This is a genomic window from Kitasatospora sp. NPDC023118, assembly GCF_055560875.1.
This window is the reverse complement of sequence record NZ_JBVHHW010000027.1, coordinates 54,230-66,767: the sequence shown is the minus strand read 5'-3', so window position 1 is coordinate 66,767 and position 12,538 is coordinate 54,230. Positions and strand designations below refer to the sequence as shown.

Genomic DNA, 12,538 nt, shown 5'->3' with positions numbered 1-12,538 from the left:
CGGAACCGGCAGCGCCAACCAGCAGTGGAACCTGGTGCCCGTGCCGGGCGGTACCGCCGTCCGGTTGGTCTCCGTCAACAGCGGCAAGTGCCTGGACGTCACCGGAGCTTCCACTGCCGACGGCGCCCAGGCCATCCAGTGGACCTGCGGAACCGGCAGCGCCAACCAGCAGTGGAACCTGGTGCCCGTGCCGGGCGGTACCGCCGTCCGGTTGGTCTCCGTCAACAGCGGCAAGTGCCTGGACGTCACCGGAGCTTCCACTGCCGACGGCGCCCAGGCCATCCAGTGGACCTGCGCCGACGGCAAGACCAACCAGCAGTGGAGCGTTTCCTAGTTTCCCTCCGTGTTCGGCCCGGTCAGGCCTGCCTGACCGGGCCGAACTTCTCGCCGCCGACGGCCCAGCGGCCGCGGCGCACCACGGCGACCAGGTCGTGACTCCCGGAGTCGACCACGACCAGGTCGGCGAGCTTGCCGGTCTCCAGCGAGCCGATCGAGTCGCTCAGGCTGAGCAGCCGGGCCGGGGTGGTGGACAGCGACTGGACTGCCTGGCCGAGCGTCAAGGTGGCCGGGAGGCCGCCGCTGTGCTCGTGGGCGAGGGTGAGGAGACGGTGGGCGTCGTGGCTGCGGGATCGCCAGGCCGGGCCCCGGTTCGGTCCGAGTCCTTCCGCGGCTGCGATTCGGGAGACGGGCACCGGGTCGTCCGCAGTCGCCGGGCTCTGCGTGGTCGGCGGGTCCACCACGCACCGGGCTGCGGCTTCGAAACCGGCCTCACCATCCTGATCCGCGGCTCCGAGGAAACGCTGAACAACCTGCGGACCCAGCACCACAACTGGCGAGACCTCAGCTCTCGGTGTCGCACCCCCGCCTAGTGTTGCCCCCACCCCCCGCGTCGGACGGTGAACGCGGGCTGGTGTACGTTCATGCCGAGCTAAAACTACTAGCTCTAGTTTTAGTGGCCCAACGGGCTGCACCGGCATCTCCTGGTGGCACCCCGAAGCCGTCCCTTCACGCAGTGTCCTGCACCGCCCCGCACAGCCGACTCACTGGCGCTGCACGACCCCGAGCGCCGCACCACAAGCCGGTCGACGCCTCGGCAGAAGAAAGGCCGAATCCCAGACATGAGCATCAAGGCGAAGTTCGCCACCACCGCGGCCCTGACGGTCGCCATCAGCACCGGCCTCGCCGCCCCCGCGATCGCCGCTCCGGCGCACCCGGCAGCGGTTGCTCCGGCGGCGGTCGCTCCGGCCATGACCGCCCCGGCGAGCGCCGGCACCGCGAGCGCCGGCACCGTGACCGAGGCGCAGTGGCTGACTGACGTGAGCACCGCGATCGCGCCGGCCCGCGCATACGTCGAGCAGCGCACGGCCAAACCCACGGGTCAGCGCCTCGCGATCGTGTTCGACATCGACAACACCACGCTCGCGACGCACTTCCACCCGTTCACGATGCCGGGCATCGCACCGGTCGTGCAGCTGGCGCAGTACGCCCACTCACGCGGAGTCGCGGTCATCTTCGTCACCGCGCGGCTGGACTTCATCGACCCGATCACCCGCCACAGCCTGAGCGAGGCGGGCTACACCGTGGACGAGCTGCGCGGGCGCGACATGGGCGATCTCTTCGAGCCGGTCCAGCAGTTCAAGACGAACGAGCGGATCAAGGTGGAGAACGAGGGCTACACGATCATCGCCAGCGTCGGCAACAACTGGACCGACCTCGACGGCGGCCACGCCGAGCAGGCCTTCAAGCTGCCGGACTACAACGGCCTGCTCTCCTGACCACGAGGACGGGCCGCAGCATCGCCCGGGGTGCGACTCCTCACCTGTCCGACTCTTCGGGCGTCCGTTGGTGAGCCGTCGGTCCTCCGGGCGATGCCGGCGGGCACGTGGCCGGTCCGCTTCCTCGGCCGGTCAGTGGCACCGAATGGTCGACGCCCCTGCTGGCGAGTGCGTCGTCGTGCTCGCTCGGTCCTTCCTCGCCGTCTCGCGCATCACCGGCGTGTGCATGGAGATCTGTGGAAGCGGTGCGGTTCCTCGCCGCCCGGCCTCTCCCAGAAGCTGGACCCGGCCCTGTTCGGCCACCTCGGCTGGCGCCGACTCGGCACCCCCTGCCCGAATCCTCGTCAGAGTGTGAACATCGCGCTGTACGGCGGGGCGATGCGTTCCTGCCGTGATCCGAAGTCGACGAGCACGGCGATGTCGCCGTCACCTTCGACGCCGATGACCCGGCCGAGGCCGTACCTGTCATGGGTGACCCGGTCGCCGACCGCGAAGTGCTTGCGCGGCGCCTCCACCGGGGCCTTGAAGGGGCTGTTGGGCAGGGGGCGGCGGACTGCTGCAAATTTCGTCATCCCCTCCAGTATGCGCCGGAAACCGCGGGAGCGGTCCCTTTCGGCGCACTCGAGTTCGGGCAGGGCGGAATGCCGCATGCGCGGTCCAGTGCGCCCAGGACGGCGCCGGCGGGCGGGGCACATCGCCTGCGCGGCGCTGTCGCCGCGCGGGCCGGCCGCGCCGTGCCCGCTGGAATCGCCCTCCCGGGGCGGCGGCGCGGACGGCGCACGGCCATGCCAACCGGCTTGCTCCCAGGGCTCGTTGAGGGACGTGACGGCTCGGGGCTCGCGGCCTCGGGGACACTTTTCCGAAACTGAGGGTGAAATATCCACCCGCAGCGAGCTCGGGCCTGCTACAGTCGTTATTAGTTGCAGTAGTGGTTCCCATGAACTTTGTGTGCGCCTGCTGATGTATCGCAGGCGCATTTTTGTTTCCCGGCTCTTCCCCGGGTGGGTGCTCATCGCGGCGACTCGAAGCCCGCGCTGTGCGCGCTTCGGACAGCCTCTGAAGGAGATTTTTATGGCTAATGGCACCGTGAAGTGGTTCAACTCGGAAAAGGGCTTCGGCTTCATCGAGCAGGAGGGTGGCGGTCCGGACGTGTTCGCCCACTACTCGAACATCAACGCCAACGGCTTCCGTGAGCTGCTTGAGGGCCAGAAGGTCGAGTTCGACGTCACGCAGGGCCAGAAGGGCCCGCAGGCCGAGAACATTCGTCCGCTGTAGTTTTCCTGCCACGGCACCCGCCAAGCAGCGAGGGGCCCGCACCGCGTACAGGTGCGGGCCCTTCGGCATCGCGCCACGGCGCACCCCCTGGCCGTTCGGGCCCCCTGGCTCCGCCGCCGGCGGCCATCTCCACGCGAGACGCACAGCGGCGCGTCCGGATCGGCGTCTCGCCGTGACGGTTCACGGTTCTACGTTCCTCGCTCCCACGCTGCGTGGTGAGCGCCGACCGTGGGTGAGGTGCCGCACGGTTCTGCCGTGCGCGCTCCACCCGTCACCTTCGGCCCGTTTCCTTGCGGTCTCCGCCGGCGCCCCGTGCCACGGAATCTTCCTCGCGACGTGCCGCCTTGAGGAAGGTTTCTCCGCATGAGCCGCTCCGGTCGCTCCTCGTACCAGAACGCCAACTCCCGTTCCACCGCAGGCTCCCGCTCCGGCGGCGGCTCCTTCCACGGCGCCCGGCCCGCCGGAGGCCGGCGGACCTCCGATCGGGGCGCCGCCCGGGGCTCGTCTGCGCAGGGAGAGTTCGAGATGCCGGTCAGCACCACCCCGGCACTGCCGGCCGTCGAGTCCTTCGGCGAGCTGGACATGCCGAAGGCGCTGCTGTCGGTGCTGACCCGCCGGGGCGTCACTGCGCCGTTCCCGATCCAGGCCGCGACGCTGCCGAACTCGCTGGCCGGACGCGACGTGCTGGGCCGAGGCCGCACCGGCTCCGGCAAGACCATCGCGTTCGGCCTCGCCGTCCTGGCTCGCACCGCCGGTCGGCGCGCCGAGCCGCGCCGCCCGCTGGCCCTGGTGCTGGTCCCCACCCGCGAGCTCGCGCAGCAGGTCACCGAGGCCCTCACCCCTTACGCCCACGCGGTGCAGCTGCGGATGGCGACCGCGGTGGGCGGGGTGCCGATCAAACGCCAGGCGTGGGCGCTGAACCGCGGGGTGGAGGTCGTGGTGGCCACTCCAGGCCGGCTCAAGGACCTGATCCAGCGCGGCGACTGCCAGCTGGACGGGGTCGGCATCACCGTGCTCGACGAGGCCGACCAGATGGCCGACATGGGCTTCCTGCCGCAGGTCACCGAGATCCTCGGCCAGGTCGCCGAAGGCGGCCAGACGATGCTGTTCTCCGCCACCCTGGACCGCAACGTCGACCGGCTCGTGCGGAACTTCCTCAAGGACCCGGTCACGCACTCGGTGGACCCGTCCGCAGGAGCGGTCAGCACCATGGAGCACCACGTCCTGCACGTGCAGAACTACGACAAGAACGCCACGATCGCCCACATCGCCTCCCGTGACGGCGGGGTGATCATGTTCATCGACACCAAGCACGGCGCGGACCGCCTGGTGGAGGACCTGCTCGCCAACGGGGTGAAGGCCGCCGCCCTGCACGGCGGCAAGTCCCAGCCCCAGCGCACCCGCACCCTGGAGCAGTTCCGCACCGGTCAGGTCACCGCGCTGATCGCGACCAACGTCGCCGCCCGCGGCATCCACGTCGACGGGCTCGACCTCGTCGTCAACCTGGACCCGCCGGCAGACCATAAGGACTACCTCCACCGGGGCGGCCGCACCGCCCGGGCCGGCGAGTCCGGCACCGTCGTCACGCTGGTGCTGCCCAACCAGCGCCGTGCGATGGCCCGCCTGATGACAACGGCCGCCATCACCCCCGTCACCACCAGGGTCAGCGCCGGCGGCGAGGACCTGGCCCGCATCACCGGCGCCCGCGTGCCCACGGGCATCCCCACCGTGATCCCCGACCCCGTTGTCGAGCGGCCGCGCCGGAGCCCGTCCACGAGTCGCGCCCGCCGCGGCCGTCCCGCCTACACCGCAGGCGACACCCGGGCCGGCTCCGGTCGCGACACCCAGGGCGCCTCCGGTCGCCGCCGGGAGCCCAGGCGCGCCACCCTCGCCGCGTAGCACCGACGGGCCCGGCTCGCGGTGCGGACCGGGCCCGCGACCGCGATAGTCGTCGGCACGTTCACAACCACGCAGGACGCCCCGGCGTGCATGATGTCCCGAGCCGTGCTCATGACCGCCATCCCCTTCCTGGTGTGGGTGCTGCGCGTGAGGCCCGGGCAGGCGCCGGTCGCCCCGGCTCCGCGGAGGAGCCCTCCTCTTCCAGGGGCGTCATGGTGGCTTCGCATCCTGGCGGTCCGCCGGCGCCGGGTACGCGGTGCGGGCGGTACGGCGGCATTCCGAGGCGGGCTTGCGGGCGGCGGGGCCCGGGCCGAGGCTGGGGGAGTGGGGCCGTGCGGACCGCGAGCGGCGCAGACCGGGCGCGGTGCGGCGGCCGTCGGGTGGTGGTCGACCCGGCAGGTGACGATCGCGGCCGAGCATCTCGTCGGGCGGTGATGCCGGATGGCGCTGACGCTGGCACTGGCCGGTGACACGATGCTCGGGCGTGGTGTCGGATGGCGCTGACGCTGGCACTGGCCGGTGACACGATGCTCGGGCGTGGTGTCGCCGAGGAACTGCGGCGCGCACCGGCTGCGCGGACGCTGTTGTCCGCAGAGGTGCGGCGGGTACTGGCGGAGGCAGACCTGGTCGTGCTCAACCTGGAGTGCTGCATCTCCGGTCGGGGGGAGCGCTGGCCGAACCCGGACAAGCCGTTCTTCTTCCGCGCCCCGTCCTCTGCCGCCACCGTCCTCTCCGAGCTGGGGGTGGACTGCGTGACGCTGGCCAACAACCACGCCCTGGACTACGGCTTCGACGCCCTCGCCGACACCCGTGATCTGGTGGAGCGCGCCGGCGTCCGCGCGGTCGGAGCCGGGCGGGACGTGTCGCAGGCCCGGGAGTTCGCGGTGCTGGAGGCCGGCGGGGTGCGGGTGGCGGTGGTCGGTGCCACCGACCACCCGAAGGAGTACGCGGCCGGGCCGGGGCGCGCCGGTGTGGCCTGGGCCGACCTGCACGCGGGCGTGCCCGCCTGGCTCAGCGCCCTGGTGGCGCGGGCCGCCGGGGAAGCGGACGCGGTGCTGGTCACCCCGCACTGGGGCCCCAACATGACCTCGCGCCCGCCGGCTCACGTGCGCACGGCGGCATCGGAGCTCCTGACGGCCGGGGCGACGCTGGTCGCCGGACACTCCGCCCACGTCTTCCACGGCGTCGCCGACCGCATCCTGTACGACCTGGGCGACTTCATCGACGACTACGCCGTCGACCCGGAGCTGCGCAACGACCTCGGCCTGCTGTTCCTGGTGGTCCTGGACGACGCCGACCGCCCGGCGCCGGTGCGTCTGGAGGCGGTGCCGCTGGCCCTCGACTACTGCCACACCCGCCTTGCCCGGGGCGAGGAGTGGGAGTGGATCCGCGAACGGTTCACCACCGCCTGCGCGGAGTTCGGTACCGAGGTGGGCGAGCGGGCCGGACGGCTGACGGTCACCTGGGGGTGAGGAGGCTGCTCGCACCCGTCGGGCAACCTCGGCGGGTCGCCCCGCGCAGCCGTGCCGCATGACCGAGGAGCCGGCCTCTGGTCGTGCGCTGTGCCGGTGGTCGTGCGCTGTGCCGGCGTCTCGCAGGCGCGGGCGGCCGGCTGAGCCGGGTACGCCGTGCCCCCCGCGTGGTGCGGTCCTAGGCTGGTCCGTAGGAGCCACTCGGCGGAAGTCCCCGTCACCCATCAACCGGGGGACGGGCGAGACCGCACTGGAGGTGTCCCATGGTGTCTCCCGCTTCCTCTTCCTCGACGACCGGTGCGAGCGAGAAGCCCGCGATGCGCCACTGCTGCCCGAGCGGAATGGTGACCTTCGCCGGTGTGCTGGTGTTCATCCTGGCGCTCTTCAACGGCCTGAACGGCGTTGCCGCGATCAACCGGTCGCACGTCTTCGTCGACGGTGCCCACATCGTGGTGGGCGATCTGCGGGCCTGGGGCTGGACCCTGCTGGTGCTCGGGATCCTGCTGGCCCTGATCGCGGCCGGCATCCTGGCCGGCAGCCAGCTGGCGCGCTGGGTCGGTCTGGTCGTGCTGTCGCTCAACGCCTTCTCGCACATGTGGGTGGTGGCCAGCTACCCGCTCTGGTCGGTGCTGATCATCGTGCTGGACATCCTGGCGATCTACGCGCTCTGTGTGCACTGGGGCAGGCACGAGCACGCGGCCGCGCCGCGATAGCCGACCTCACTGGCGACGGCCACGGTGGTGAACGCGTCACCGACCCCGAGGCCGCCGCCTCCCGCGACCAGGCCATGCTCAAGGCCGAGGCCCGCCCCGAGTTCGCCCTCCCGCCGCCCCCCGGCCACCTTCGGCCCCTGCCTGCTGCACAGCTCCTCCGACGGGCAGCCCGTCCCCCCGGCCGGGCACCCCGCCGGGCAGGGGTGGGTGCGCGGTCGGGTCTGGGCGTTCAGCGTCGGTCTGCCCGCCGCTCCGCGGGGCCGTGGCGGAGGCTCGCGAACCGCGAGGAGGACGGATCGAGGCGGTTTCAGGCGGGGGCACAGACGGCTTCGACGAACTCGGCGACTTCGTGCCGGTTCAGGTGCCGTGCGATGTCGGCCTCGCTGATCATGCCGACCAGTCGGTGGGAGTCGATGACCGGCAGTCGGCGGATCCGGTGCTCCTCCATGAGCCGCAGGATCTCGCTCTGGTCGGCGTCGGCGTCGACGGTGATCGGCTTGCCCTGGGCGAGTTCGCCGGCGGTCGTGGTCCTCGGGTCCCTGCCCTCGGCGAGGCACTTCACCACGATGTCGCGGTCGGTGACGATCCCGTGGAGCCGGTCGTCCGCGCCGCAGATCGGCAGGGCGCCGACGTCCAGCTCGCGCATCCGCCGGGCCGCGGCCTCCAGCGTTTCGCTCTCCTGCACGCAGATCGCCCCGGTGTGCATGATGTCCCGCGCGGTGCTCATGACTGCCATCCCTTCGCGGTGTGGTTCCGGGCGTGAGAGTCCGGTCCGGTGCTGACCGTCGCCTCGGGTTGAATCCTCTTTTCCAGGGTCGTCCTCGCCATCGCCCCCGCGCATCCGGGCCGGGCGGCGATACCGGGCGCGCGGCGCGGGCGGCGCGGCCTCCTTTGGCCGCCGGTGTTCATCGGCGGTGTCCCGGGGGAGGGGGTTGCCTGCGACAGGGCGCGGACCGAGCCTGGAGGAGTGGGGTGGAGTGCGATCCGCGGACGGGCGGGCTGCCCGTGAGGGCTTGGCGACGACGCGGGCGAGCGGGCCGGACAGTCGACCGAGGTGACGGAAGAGGGGCGGGACCACACTGGTCGGGAAGAGTGATGCGCGCGCCCGGCGACACCGCTCCGTCTGCCGCTGGGGTGGTCAAGGGCCGGGCCGCAGTGCGGAGTTCGGGCTTCGGAACGGGGCAGAGGATGAGTACGGATTCCCCGGAGGACCTGGTCCGCGCGGTGCGTGCGGCCGGTGTCCGCGACGAGCGGCTGATCGGCGCCCTGCGCGTGATCCCGCGTACAGGGTTCGTCCCTGCCGGGCAGGCGGGGGCCGCGTACCGGGACAGGCCGGTGCCGATCCCGCACGGGCTGGTGACCACACAGCCGTCGCTGTCCGCGGCGATGATCGAGGGCTTGGCGCTCATCGGTGACGAGCGCGTCCTCGAAGTGGGCACCGGTCTCGGATTCCAGACGGCGTTGCTGGCACACCTCGCGGCCGATGTCGTGAGCATCGAGTTGTGGCCGGACCTGGTCGCGCAGGCACGGCGGAACCTCGACCGGCTCGGCGTCGGCAATGTCGAACTGCTCGTCGGGGACGGCAGTCGCGGAGTACCCGGGCGCGCCCCGTACGACGCCGTACTGGTGTCTGCCGCGTATCCCGACGTTCCCCCGCCGCTCGTCGAGCAGCTCCGGCCCGGTGGCCGTCTCGTCCAGCCGATCGGGCCGGGCGGCCGGGAGGACGTCGTGGCCTTCCGGCGGACGGCCGCGGGGCTGGAGCGGGAGCGCGTTCTCCTCCCGGCGAGGTTCGTCCGCCTCCAGGGCGAGTACGGCTTCCCGTCTTGATCGGCGGACACGGTCGGCAGCGATCTGCCCGGCACTGCCGAAATCGGGGGATCGGCTCTCCGGCGATGGTGGGCCAGCCACGGGCCGGGCGGGTTGCGGGCGTCGGGTGTCAGGCGCGCATCAGAAGGGTGTCCAGCGGCTCGCCGCTGTGCAGCAGGGCGACGGCTTCGGCGAGCAGCGGGGCCACGGTCCGCACGCGATGCGGCAGGGCGCGGAAGCGGCCCGGGGGAAGGGTGTTGGTGGTGAGCAGTTGGCGGATCGGGAGTCGCGCGAGCCGGGCGGTGGCTCGGTCCACGAGCAGGGCGTGGGTGACGGCGACGGTGATGTCGGGTGCCGCGCCGTGCGCGAGCAGGACGTGGACGCCGGCTTCGATCGTGGCGCCGGTGCTGATCATGTCGTCGACGACGACCGCGGGCTGGTCGGCGACGTCACCGACCAGGTCCTCGGCCTCTGCGTTGCCGCCGGACGAGCGGGTCCTGCGGACGATGGCGACCGGCTGGTCGAGCAACGCGCCGTAGTTCTCGGCGAGTTCGACGGTGCCGGGGTCGGGCGATACCACCACGGTGGCGGGGCGGGAATGCTCGGCAAGGGTGCCGGCGAGCAGCGGGACGGCGGTGAGCGTCTCGACGGGGATGGCGCTCATCGCTTCCAGGGCGGGGGTGTGCGGGTCGATGACGATCAGCCGCTCGGCGCCGGCGGCCGTCAGGGCGTCGAGGGCGACCCGGGCGCCGACGGACTGCCCGGCCCGGGTCCGGCGGTCCTGTCGGGCGTAGCCGAAGTACGGCACGACGGCGGTGACCCGTTTCGCGCCTCCCCGGCGGCAGGCGTCCAGGAGCAGCAGGAGTTCGACCAGGTGGGCGTTCACCTCGGGGCCGGTGGGCTGGACCACGTACACGTCCTCGCCCCGTACGTGGCCGACGAGGGGCCGCAACTCACCGTCGGGGAAGCGTTCCACCTCGCACTCGACCGGCTCGGTGCCGAGTGCCTCCGCGACGGCGTCGGCGAGCGCGGGATGGGCGGTACCCGACAGGATCCGCGGGTTCGACATCGCATCCTCCCGATGGGTCTCGGTGTGCCGGGCCGCGCCGTTGGGGCGGGCTCAGGACGGTGGCACCTGGAGCGGCCGATGGGAATCGTCGGCGCGGGCCAGAGTGGCCAGGGACTTCCGGTACTCCGCCGGATCGACGAGCCCGGCCATCAGGGCGGCGACCAGCAGCCCCTCCATGTCCTCCAGGTCGGCTGTGACGGCAGAGGCCGGGAAACCGTCGGCGGAGTGCGACGCCTCGCGCGTCGGGTTCCGTCGGCGCGTGGGCTCCTCGGGCCGCCGTGCGGCGGCCCGGGCCGGGCCTGCCGCCAACCGGCCCAGGCATCTGAGCAGTGCTGCGATCACGGCCGCCACCTCCCGGCGAGTCCTTCTGTACACCAGCCTGTCAGGTGGTTTCCGGTGGTGACAGTGGCTGGTCGGCCCGGCCTGGGTGGGCCGGGTGTCCCAGCCGGACCGGCGGGGCAGGGTTCCGGCAGGTGGAAAGTGGGGATCATATGAATGGAAGAGGGACTCCGGGTGAGACATGGAGTAGCCGGCGTTGATCGTCGTGCACCGTGTGATCACGCTCCGCGAAGAATCGGACAGAGCCCCCCTTTCGTTTGCGTCTCCCGCCATTCGCGATGCTTCCCCTGGTCGCCGGTCCCGTCCGGCGGCCGGTCGCCGTTCGTCACGGGTGGTTGCCGTTCGTCACGGGTGGTCGACGTCGACGTGGCTGTCGTCGCACGTGTGGTGGAGCGCCTGGTGGACGGCCGCGACTCCGTCGACCGAGCGGCTGAGGCACTCGATGACGGGATCAGGCTCTTCCGCTCGACGGTGCCCCTCAGGGTGACGACTCCGTTGTCGACGGTGACGCCGACGGCGTCGGGCGGAGCCACAGCGTGCGGCCGAGGACGTCGCCGTCAGGTGCGAATCCTGTCGTCCCGACTTGTACAACCGCAGGTCATGGGCCGTTTCCATCGTGAGGTGGAAGCGGCCTTGACGTGTTTCCGGGCCTTGTGAGTGCATTGTCAGGGCGGGATTTCGTCCGAGCTGATCACACCAGGGGTGGTTCCTCGGCAATCGGCGTGTCAGGTGACGTGGAGTGTGATCGCCGCGGTGTGGAGCTGGCCGGCGGTCTGGAACTGCAGGTAGGCCCGCCAGTTGCCGGGTTCGCCGAGCAGGGCGTAAAAGGTCAGCGTCGGCCCGCCGTGGTCCGCGTTGACGGGGGTGACGGGGTGGAGGTGGGCCAGCGCCTGATCGCCCTCGTGGACGATGCTGAGGTGGGCGTAGCTGCCCAGGTACGGCTGGACGTCGGTGACCGGCTGGCCGTCCTTGCTGATGGTGACGGTGAGCGGGGCGGGCGTCCCGGCGGTGAGTCGCCCTTGGACGGCGACGGTGTAGCCGTCGGCCGTGGTGCTGTCGGTTACGGCGGGTAGCGGCACGGGGGTGGCCTGGCCGGGCACCGCCACGGTGCGGCTGAGGACGAACTCACTGCCCTTGCGGGGGCCGGTGTTCGGTGTGAACGAGGCGTACAGGCGCCAGTTGCCCGGTTCGAGGGCGGCGAGGTCGGTGGTCCAGGTGCCGTCGGGGGCCATCGTGGGGTGCAGGTGCTGATAGCCGGTGAGGTCCGAGCGGATCGCGTAGAAGTGCAGCTGCTTGGTCTGGACTTCGGCGAAGTCGGTGACCGGGCGTCCGTCCGGGCCGGCGACGGTGAACGGGTAGGTCACCGCTTGGCCGGCGGGGAGGCTGGTGGCTGCGGAGTCGAGGCGGTAGCCGTCGCGTTCGGTGGCGAGCCCTTCTCCGGCCGCCGTCCCGGGCATGCCTGGCATACCGGGCATCGGGGGCATGGCGGGCACGCCCGACGGCGCCGTGCCGGGCATGGCCATCGTGCCGTGGTCCATGCCGGGCATGCCGGAGCGCTCCGAGTGTGTGGACGGCCCGCGCGCGGCCAGCGTGAGCAGAGCGATCGCGCCGACCGCCAGGACGAGGGAGCAGATGTGGAGGATGCGGTGTGCCGGCCAGCGGCTGGTCGATGAGGAGTCCGCCTGTTCCGTGGACGCCGACCTCTCGTGCTCGGTGCCGGTGTTCATCCTCGCCCCGTTCTCTTCTCGTTCGGCCGGTCGGCCGCTACTCAGGAGATCCGAGCGGCTGGTGGCGATAACGGAAAGTCGCCACACGGCCGCGACGAGCGGTGGCCAGGTGGGCGCGGAAGACGGCGGCCAGGTGGGCGCCGGTGAGCTGACCAGGCAGGACGGGTACGGGTCCCGGGCCGTGGACGGGGCTACCGCCGCACAGCGACGACGCACCGGCCGACAGTGACAGCAGCAGCGCGGTGAACAGTCCCGCGCGTGCTGTGCGGACCGCTGTCCCGGACTCCACGCGGCCGCGTACGGCACGGTCTGTTCGATTCCGGCGCCGCCGGTGTGCGGTTGCCGGGCGGGGGGGGGGGGGGGGGCCCCGGCCCCCCCCCCCCCCCCCCCGGGGCGCCCCCCCCCCCCCCCCGCCCGGGGCGCCCCCCCCCCCCCCCCCCCCCCCCCCCCCCCCCCCCCTACG

The 12,538-nt window shown here is 72.1% G+C and carries 13 protein-coding genes; 7 read left to right on the top strand and 6 right to left on the bottom strand.

Annotation, left to right across the window (positions count from 1 at the left end; translation table 11 throughout):
• Positions 1 to 334, top strand: a 334-nt coding sequence (locus tag ACZ3UD_RS29265; protein WP_465594116.1) for an RICIN domain-containing protein, incomplete at its 5' end; no start/stop codon positions are given.
• 22 nt (positions 335 to 356) lie between these two features.
• Here ACZ3UD_RS29265 and ACZ3UD_RS29260 read toward each other — a convergent pair.
• A complete protein-coding gene (locus ACZ3UD_RS29260) occupies positions 357 to 692 on the bottom strand; it encodes an amidohydrolase family protein (protein ID WP_465594113.1) in 336 nt (111 codons plus the stop codon).
• A 426-nt stretch (positions 693 to 1,118) separates the two neighbouring features.
• On the opposite strand from ACZ3UD_RS29260, the gene ACZ3UD_RS29255 reads away from it, so the two are divergent.
• Positions 1,119 to 1,775 (top strand): HAD family acid phosphatase, encoded by a 657-nt coding sequence (locus ACZ3UD_RS29255; RefSeq protein ID WP_465594110.1) that lies wholly within the window; start codon positions 1,119 to 1,121, stop codon positions 1,773 to 1,775.
• 344 nt (positions 1,776 to 2,119) lie between these two features.
• Here ACZ3UD_RS29255 and ACZ3UD_RS29250 read toward each other — a convergent pair whose 3' ends face one another.
• Positions 2,120 to 2,347: a hypothetical protein gene (locus tag ACZ3UD_RS29250; protein WP_465594107.1), complete on the bottom strand. Its 228-nt coding sequence runs from the start codon at positions 2,345 to 2,347 to the stop codon at positions 2,120 to 2,122.
• A gap of 499 nt (positions 2,348 to 2,846) precedes the next feature.
• Between ACZ3UD_RS29250 and ACZ3UD_RS29245 the strand changes: the two genes are divergently transcribed.
• The 4 genes from ACZ3UD_RS29245 to ACZ3UD_RS29230 all read left to right on the top strand — a co-directional run bounded on the left by ACZ3UD_RS29245 (position 2,847) and on the right by ACZ3UD_RS29230 (position 7,134).
• Entirely contained in the window at positions 2,847 to 3,050 is a 204-nt protein-coding gene (locus ACZ3UD_RS29245; protein ID WP_045694210.1) for a cold-shock protein, read from the top strand.
• A gap of 363 nt (positions 3,051 to 3,413) precedes the next feature.
• Positions 3,414 to 4,949: a DEAD/DEAH box helicase gene (locus ACZ3UD_RS29240; protein WP_465594103.1), complete on the top strand. Its 1,536-nt coding sequence runs from the start codon at positions 3,414 to 3,416 to the stop codon at positions 4,947 to 4,949.
• 494 nt (positions 4,950 to 5,443) lie between these two features.
• Entirely contained in the window at positions 5,444 to 6,421 is a 978-nt protein-coding gene (locus ACZ3UD_RS29235; RefSeq protein WP_465594100.1) for a CapA family protein, read from the top strand.
• 263 nt (positions 6,422 to 6,684) lie between these two features.
• Positions 6,685 to 7,134 carry a DUF7144 family membrane protein gene (locus tag ACZ3UD_RS29230; RefSeq protein WP_465594097.1) on the top strand — a complete coding sequence of 150 codons (450 nt, stop codon included), beginning with the start codon at positions 6,685 to 6,687 and terminating at the stop codon, positions 7,132 to 7,134.
• Positions 7,135 to 7,441: 307 nt separating this feature from the next.
• On the opposite strand, the gene ACZ3UD_RS29225 is transcribed toward ACZ3UD_RS29230, so the two are convergent.
• Positions 7,442 to 7,861: a CBS domain-containing protein gene (locus ACZ3UD_RS29225; RefSeq protein ID WP_465594094.1), complete on the bottom strand. Its 420-nt coding sequence runs from the start codon at positions 7,859 to 7,861 to the stop codon at positions 7,442 to 7,444.
• Positions 7,862 to 8,322: 461 nt separating this feature from the next.
• On the opposite strand from ACZ3UD_RS29225, the gene ACZ3UD_RS29220 reads away from it, so the two are divergent.
• A complete protein-coding gene (locus ACZ3UD_RS29220) occupies positions 8,323 to 8,961 on the top strand; it encodes a protein-L-isoaspartate(D-aspartate) O-methyltransferase (protein ID WP_465594092.1) in 639 nt (212 codons plus the stop codon).
• Positions 8,962 to 9,070: 109 nt separating this feature from the next.
• Here ACZ3UD_RS29220 and ACZ3UD_RS29215 read toward each other — a convergent pair whose 3' ends face one another.
• From ACZ3UD_RS29215 to ACZ3UD_RS29205, 3 genes are all read right to left on the bottom strand, one after another.
• Entirely contained in the window at positions 9,071 to 10,009 is a 939-nt protein-coding gene (locus ACZ3UD_RS29215; RefSeq protein ID WP_465594089.1) for a ribose-phosphate diphosphokinase, read from the bottom strand.
• Positions 10,010 to 10,060: 51 nt separating this feature from the next.
• Positions 10,061 to 10,351 carry a hypothetical protein gene (locus ACZ3UD_RS29210; protein ID WP_465594086.1) on the bottom strand — a complete coding sequence of 97 codons (291 nt, stop codon included), beginning with the start codon at positions 10,349 to 10,351 and terminating at the stop codon, positions 10,061 to 10,063.
• A gap of 722 nt (positions 10,352 to 11,073) precedes the next feature.
• Positions 11,074 to 12,075, bottom strand: coding sequence for a hypothetical protein (locus ACZ3UD_RS29205; RefSeq protein ID WP_465594083.1), 1,002 nt, complete (start codon positions 12,073 to 12,075; stop codon positions 11,074 to 11,076).
• Positions 12,076 to 12,538 lie beyond the last annotated feature (463 nt).

Excerpts from the sequence above, each read along its gene's own strand:
- ACZ3UD_RS29255 (WP_465594110.1), top strand. The coding sequence starts at position 1,119 with ATGAGCATCAAGGCGAAGTTCGCCACCACCGCGGCCCTGACGGTCGCC.
- ACZ3UD_RS29250 (WP_465594107.1), bottom strand. The coding sequence starts at position 2,347 with ATGACGAAATTTGCAGCAGTCCGCCGCCCCCTGCCCAACAGCCCCTTC.
- ACZ3UD_RS29245 (WP_045694210.1), top strand. The coding sequence starts at position 2,847 with ATGGCTAATGGCACCGTGAAGTGGTTCAACTCGGAAAAGGGCTTCGGC.
- ACZ3UD_RS29240 (WP_465594103.1), top strand. The coding sequence starts at position 3,414 with ATGAGCCGCTCCGGTCGCTCCTCGTACCAGAACGCCAACTCCCGTTCC.
- ACZ3UD_RS29235 (WP_465594100.1), top strand. The coding sequence starts at position 5,444 with ATGGCGCTGACGCTGGCACTGGCCGGTGACACGATGCTCGGGCGTGGT.
- ACZ3UD_RS29230 (WP_465594097.1), top strand. The coding sequence starts at position 6,685 with ATGGTGTCTCCCGCTTCCTCTTCCTCGACGACCGGTGCGAGCGAGAAG.
- ACZ3UD_RS29225 (WP_465594094.1), bottom strand. The coding sequence starts at position 7,861 with ATGAGCACCGCGCGGGACATCATGCACACCGGGGCGATCTGCGTGCAG.
- ACZ3UD_RS29220 (WP_465594092.1), top strand. The coding sequence starts at position 8,323 with ATGAGTACGGATTCCCCGGAGGACCTGGTCCGCGCGGTGCGTGCGGCC.
- ACZ3UD_RS29215 (WP_465594089.1), bottom strand. The coding sequence starts at position 10,009 with ATGTCGAACCCGCGGATCCTGTCGGGTACCGCCCATCCCGCGCTCGCC.
- ACZ3UD_RS29205 (WP_465594083.1), bottom strand. The coding sequence starts at position 12,075 with ATGAACACCGGCACCGAGCACGAGAGGTCGGCGTCCACGGAACAGGCG.